Origin of the sequence: Pseudomonas sp. Irchel 3A7, assembly GCF_900187565.1 — a bacterium.
In the GTDB taxonomy this organism is placed as follows: domain Bacteria; phylum Pseudomonadota; class Gammaproteobacteria; order Pseudomonadales; family Pseudomonadaceae; genus Aquipseudomonas.
Window position 1 is genome coordinate 19,544 of record NZ_FYED01000023.1, and the last position, 6,017, is coordinate 25,560.

Here is a 6,017-nt window from a genome sequence, read left to right on the forward strand (position 1 = left end):
GCTTAGGATTTGGCGTACACGCCAATTACCCCACGAATTACGCCAAATGCCGAAAACCATTCACGTGCTCGCATTCGCCAATGTGCAACTGCTCGATGTCACCGGGCCGCTGCAGGTATTCGCCTCGGCCAATGACATCGCCCGCCAGCAAGGCGTGCCCACGCCTTATGCGCCATCGGTGATTGCCAGCGGTGGCGGGGCGGTGATGTCGTCGGCGGGCTTGGCGCTATTGGCCGAGCCCTTGCCCGAGCAGGGCAGCGACACCTTGATCATCGCCGGGGGGTGGGGTGTTTACGCGGCGGCGGGCGACCCGTCACTGGTGAACTGGGTGCGCGAGCATGGGTTGCAGTGCCGACGGGTTGCATCGGTGTGCACCGGGGCGTTTTTGCTGGCGGCCAGCGGTTGGCTCGATGGCCGGCGCGTGGTCACCCACTGGACCCGTTGCGAACAGCTGGCGCAGCAACACCCGAAGTTGCAGGTCGAGCCCAATCCGATCTTCATCAACGACGGTCCGGTCTGGACCTCGGCCGGGGTGACCGCCGGGATCGACCTGGCGCTGGCAATGGTCGAAGCCGACCTTGGCCGCAACATGGCCCTGGAAGTCGCCCGGCAATTGGTGGTGTTTCTCAAACGGCCCGGGGGCCAGTCGCAATTCAGCGTGACCCTGTCCCTGCAGAAAGAAGGCAACCGATTCGACGAACTTCATGCCTGGATCAGCGAAAACCTCACCAAGGACCTCGGCATCCCCACCCTGGCCCTGCAGGCCGGCATGAGCGAGCGCAGCTTCGTGCGCCACTACCGCGCCGACACCGGCCAGACCCCGGCCCGGGCCATCGAATTGATCCGCGTCGAAACGGCGAGGCGCCTGCTCAGCGATACCGGCGTGCCGATCAAACGCGTCGCCGTGCAATGCGGATTCGGCAGCGAAGAAACCCTGCGCCGCAGTTTCCTGCGGGCCATGGGCGTGACGCCGCAAGCGTATCGAGAGCGGTTTTCGGTCAGCGTTGCAGCAGAGCCAGTAACGACTTGAGCCGGCCGTATCAGGTGGTTTCAGAATAAATTCGAAGCAACAGCTTAGACTTCCGCCACCTGATTGAAGTACTTCGCCCGATCCGGGGTAAACGTCACCACCATGCCCGTGCGGGCGCAGGTCAGCGCCCGCTCTTCACCCAAATCCACATCCAGATCCTCCCCACGCAAGCCCTGCCATTGGGCGAGGTATTTGAGGGAACCGTACTTCTCGAGTTTTTTCAGGCTACGGCTGACGCCACCTTTCCAGCCCAGCACCGGCAGTTCACCGGCGAGGCATTGTTGGGCGAGATCGGGAAAACGGGCGGCGCGTTGGCGGCCGATTTCCCAGCATTTGATCAGGCCCTTGTCTTGGGCGTCCCACAGTTCGTCGCGGTTCAGGCCGGTTCGCAGGGGGAGGTCGATGCTGCGGTGGATGCGCTGGGTCATTCATTTTCCTTGAATTCGGGTTTTGTTGGACAGCTCCGCTGTGCCCGTTGAAGCGCGATGTTAGGGGGGGATGTAACGGCTGGCAACCGGGTATTTCCGGGTGTTTTGTTTAAAAAATGTAGGACTTTGCCCCGCCTTGGATCTACGGCAAGCGGGCTTTTGTGGCGAGGGAGCTTGCTCCCGTTGGGTTGCGAAGCAGCCCCAAACCCTATGATTGCGATCCGTGAGGTACACCGTGTCTAAAGTGTTTTGCGACTGCTGTGCAGTCGAACGGGAGCAAGCGCCCTCGCCACAAAAGTTCTTTCGCCACAGGTGATAGGAGGTGTCGGCGATGCACACTCAAGGCTGCCAGTAATTCTTCACTCCACTCAACTTCCGATCCAGAAAGCACGCCGCACTGATCAACGCCAAATGCGTCAGCGCCTGCGGTGTATTGCCCATGTGCCGTCCATGACTGTCGAATTCCTCGGCATACAGCCCCAGCGGGTTGGCATATCTCAGCAGTTGCTCGAACTCCAGATGGGCCTTTTCCACCCGGCCGGCGCGGGCCAGGCATTCGACGTACCAGAAGGAACACGCGGCGAATGCGCCTTCGGTGCCGGGCAGGCCGTCAATGTGGGTGTGTTCGTTGCGGTAGCGGTACACCATGCCGTCGCGCACCAGGGTTTTCTCGATAGCGTCCAGCGTCGCGAGCCAGCGTGGATCCTTGGCGCTGACAAAGCGCACCAGCGGCATCAACAACATTGAACCGTCGAGGCCGGTACCGCCGATGTGCTGGACGAAATGCCCGCGCTCCTCGTTCCAGAAATTGTCCCAGATGTCGGTGTAGATCGCCTGGCGGGTCTGGTCCCATCGGGCGAACGGCGCGGGTAACGAGCGTTTCGAAGCGAGACGGATCGCGCGGTCCAGCGCCACCCAGCACATCAGGCGCGAGTGCAGAAAGTGATGTTGCTCACCGCGCATTTCCCAGATCCCGACGTCTTCCTGCTGCCAGGTTTCGCACACCTGATCGACCACCTCCACCACATGTTTCCATCCCTCATGGGAAATGGCTTCGCCGTACTTGTTGACCAGGTACACCGCGTCCATCAGCTCGCCGAAGATGTCGAGCTGGACCTGCGCATAAGCCAGGTTGCCGATACGCACCGGTGTCGCACCGCCATGGCCTTCGAGGTGCGTGAGTTCGATTTCCGGCAGTTCCTGGCGGCCGTCGATGCCGTAGAGAATGTTGAGTTTCATTGGCTTGCCATGACAGTCGCTGACCCGTCCGCGCAACCAGCGCATATAGGCATTGGCCTCATCGACGAAGCCCAGGCGCATGAAGGCGTAGACGGTGAACGAGGCATCGCGGATCCAGGTGTAGCGGTAATCCCAGTTGCGTTCGCCACCGGCGGTCTCCGGCAAGCCGAACGTCGCGGCGGCGAGGATCGCGCCGTGTTTGCGCGAGGTCAGTAGCTTCATCGCCAATGCCGAACGGTTGACCATTTCCCGCCAGCGACCGCGGTAGTTGGATTGGCCGATCCAGTCGCGCCAGAACTTCAGCGTGCGTTGCAGGCACAATTCGGCGGCGCCTGCCTTGAAGCGCGGATCGTCGATGGCGCCGAGCAGGAACTCGGCGGTCTGGTCCTGCCCGAGGGTGAATCCGGCGACGGCGGCGCTGCCATCGAGACTCAAGGTTTGATCCGATGACAAGCGCAGGGACGGCTGATTGACCGCTTCGAAGACCACGTCTTTTTTGTCGATGCGGGCGCGGGTATGGGCGCGGGCATAGTCATGTCGTACGGCGCAGCGCAGGTTGAACGTTGCCTGGCCACTGACGACCCGCACCCGGCGCATCAGCACCGGCAAGTCATCTTCGCTGTCGCCGATGGGCAGCAGATCGGTGATTTCGACCACGGCGCGGTCGCTGAGCCAGCGGGTTTGCAGCACGTTGGTATCCGGCAGGTAAATCTGTTCGCGCCGAGCGTCTGGCAAGTCCGGGGACAGCTGGAAAATACCGGCCTCGGGGGTGTCGAGCAGCGAACAGAAAATAGATGGGTTGTCGAATTCCGGCCAGCAGAAAAAATCCACGCTGCCCTTGTCATTGACCAGCGCGGCACTGCGCATGTCGCCGATGATGCCGTGGGCGTCGATGGGGCTTTGGCGTTCGGGGTGATCAGCCATTGTCGTGAAACTCCAGGAAGCAGGGACCTAAGTAGCTGACTGGCTTTAAAGGGCTGGAGTTCACTTGTGTGGTGACTGTTCCGGCCCCTTCGCGAGCAGGCTCGCTCCCACATTGGGCCTGTGTACACCGTCCATTGTGGGAACGAGCCTGCTCGCGAAGGGGCCTTCACATTCAACCAACAATTCGGCCCTTTCCCCGCTACCCGCCTTATGGCAATTTGCACGCCCTTATCGAGGCCGGACACCATGGCAAATCCCTACCGCGAGCTGTTCAATGCCCCAGGCAGCCGAGCTTTCGTGCTGGCTGGCATGATCGCGCGCATGCCGATTTCCATGACCGGAATCGGCCTGATCACCATGCTTTCGCAGTTGCAGGGCGGCTACGGTCTGGCGGGGGCTGTGGCGGCGACTTTTGCCTTGGCCACAGCGTTTTGTGCGCCGCAGGTGTCGCGGCTGGTGGACCGTTTCGGTCAGCGGCGGATTCTGCCGGTGTCGGCCCTGGTCGGGGGCGGGGCGTTGTTGCTGGTGTTGCTTTGCACCCGTTTGCAGGCGCCGCAATGGACGCTGTTCGTGTTCGCTGCGTTGGCCGGTTGCATGCCGAGCATGTCGGCGATGGTGCGGGCGCGCTGGACCGAGGTGTATCGCGGCCAGCCGCAACTGCAAACGGCCTATGCCCTGGAGTCGGTGCTGGACGAAGTCTGCTTTATCGTCGGGCCGCCGTTGTCGGTGGGCCTGTGTGTGGTGGCGTTCCCCGAGGCAGGGCCGTTGGCGGCGTTGCTGATGCTGGCCATCGGCGTCACGGCGTTTGTCTTGCAACGCAGCACCGAACCTGCGGTACATCCCCATGAAGCCCATCATTTCGGCTCGATCATCCGTTCCGTGGACATCCAGTGGCTGATGCTGTTGATGGTCGCCATGGGCACCATCGTCGGCGTGATCGATGTGGTCAGCGTCGCGTTCGCCCAGCATCAGGGCCAGCCGGCGGCGGCAAGTATTGTGCTGTCGGTGTATGCCATCGGTTCGTGCCTGGCCGGGCTGGCCTTCGGTGCGCTGCGCTCGAAAGTGCCGCTGCCACGGCTGTTTCTCTACGGCGGGGTGGCGACGGCGGTGACGACCTTGCCGCTGCTGCTGGCGGTGAACATTCTCGGGTTGTCGCTGGCGGTGTTCGTCGCCGGATTGTTTTTTGCCCCGACCCTGATTGTTGCGATGGCCCTGGTGGAGCAGATCGTGCCGCCGGCCAAGCTCACCGAAGGCCTGACCTGGCTGGTCACGGGATTGAGCATCGGCGTGGCGATCGGCGCCGCCAGTTCCGGCTGGCTGGTGGATGCGTTCGGGGCGCGCAGCGGGTTTTGGGTGGCGATTGCAGCCGGGGCAGTCGTACTGGGTTCAGCGGTGCAAAGCTATCGCCATTTGAAATGATGATTTAACTGTGGGAGCGAGCCTGCTCGCGAAAGCGGTCTTCCCGTCAATTGATGTGTTGAATGTCACGCCGCCTTCGCGAGCAGGCTCGCTCCCACAGGGTTATCTGTACGACTAATTCTCTTCGGCACTCATCCGTTCTCTTAGCAGACAACTTTTCGAGGTAAGCCCGGTGACCCAGCTGACATTGCTGTGCCTGCCCTATTCGGGCGCGAGCGCCATGGTCTACAGCCGTTGGCGGAGCAAACTGCCGCAGTGGCTGAAAGTGCAACCGGTGGAGCTGCCGGGGCGGGGCGCACGGTATGGCGAGCCGTTGCACATCGACATGCGGCGGCTGGCGCTGCAATTGGCGCAGGAACAAAAGAACACGCTCAAGGCGCCTTATGCGCTGTTCGGCCACAGCCTCGGCGCGTTGCTGGCTTGTGAAATGGCCCATGCGTTTCGCTCGCTCGGTTGCCCTGAGCCGGTAGCCCTGTTCGCCTCCGGCACTGCGGCGCCAACCCTGCGTGCCGACTACGACCGTGGTTTTGCCGAGCCCAAGACCGATGCCGAATTGATCGAGCAACTGCGCACGCTCAACGGCACCAGCGAAGAAGTGCTGGCCAACGAAGAGCTGATGAGCCTGACACTGCCGATCCTGCGTGCCGATTTCCAGTTGTGCGGACGTTTCGAGCCGCTGCAGCGGCCACTGCTCAAGTGCCCGGTGCACGTGCTTGGCGGCAAGACCGACCGGGCCACCACTGAACAACTGATCGGCTGGAGCAAGGAAACCCGTGGCAGTTTCTCCGTGGACATGCTCGCCGGCGGGCATTTCTTCATCCATGAGCATGAGGCCAAGGTGCTCAAGGTGATCAAGGATCAGCTTGAGGTTCATCATCGGCGGCATGGGCTGATGGCGCTCAGCTGACTTCCACATCACTCAATCCCTGTGGGAGCGAGCAGGCTCGCTCCCACAGTGGTTTGTGGCGTCTCACACA

The 6,017-nt window shown here is 62.0% G+C and carries 5 protein-coding genes; 3 read left to right on the forward strand and 2 right to left on the reverse strand.

All coding sequences use genetic code 11. The annotated features are described in order from the left end of the window. Positions 1-46: 46 nt before the first annotated feature. Positions 47-1,030, forward strand: coding sequence for a GlxA family transcriptional regulator (locus CKW21_RS29660; protein ID WP_095197359.1), 984 nt, complete (start codon positions 47-49; stop codon positions 1,028-1,030). Between the two features lie 44 nt (positions 1,031-1,074). Here the strand turns inward: CKW21_RS29660 and CKW21_RS29665 are convergent, their stop codons facing one another. Both CKW21_RS29665 and CKW21_RS29670 read right to left on the reverse strand, forming a co-directional pair. After that, positions 1,075-1,458: a hypothetical protein gene (locus CKW21_RS29665; RefSeq protein WP_095197360.1), complete on the reverse strand. Its 384-nt coding sequence runs from the start codon at positions 1,456-1,458 to the stop codon at positions 1,075-1,077. A gap of 339 nt (positions 1,459-1,797) precedes the next feature. Beyond that, positions 1,798-3,621 carry a glycoside hydrolase family 15 protein gene (locus CKW21_RS29670; protein ID WP_095197361.1) on the reverse strand — a complete coding sequence of 608 codons (1,824 nt, stop codon included), beginning with the start codon at positions 3,619-3,621 and terminating at the stop codon, positions 1,798-1,800. Positions 3,622-3,867: 246 nt separating this feature from the next. Here CKW21_RS29670 and CKW21_RS29675 point away from each other — a divergent pair, with 246 nt between their 5' ends. Further along, positions 3,868-5,040 carry an MFS transporter gene (locus tag CKW21_RS29675; protein WP_095197362.1) on the forward strand — a complete coding sequence of 391 codons (1,173 nt, stop codon included), beginning with the start codon at positions 3,868-3,870 and terminating at the stop codon, positions 5,038-5,040. Positions 5,041-5,212: 172 nt separating this feature from the next. Next, on the forward strand, positions 5,213-5,947 hold the full coding sequence (locus CKW21_RS29680; RefSeq protein ID WP_095197363.1) for a thioesterase II family protein: 735 nt from the start codon (positions 5,213-5,215) through the stop codon (positions 5,945-5,947). Positions 5,948-6,017: the final 70 nt, after the last annotated feature.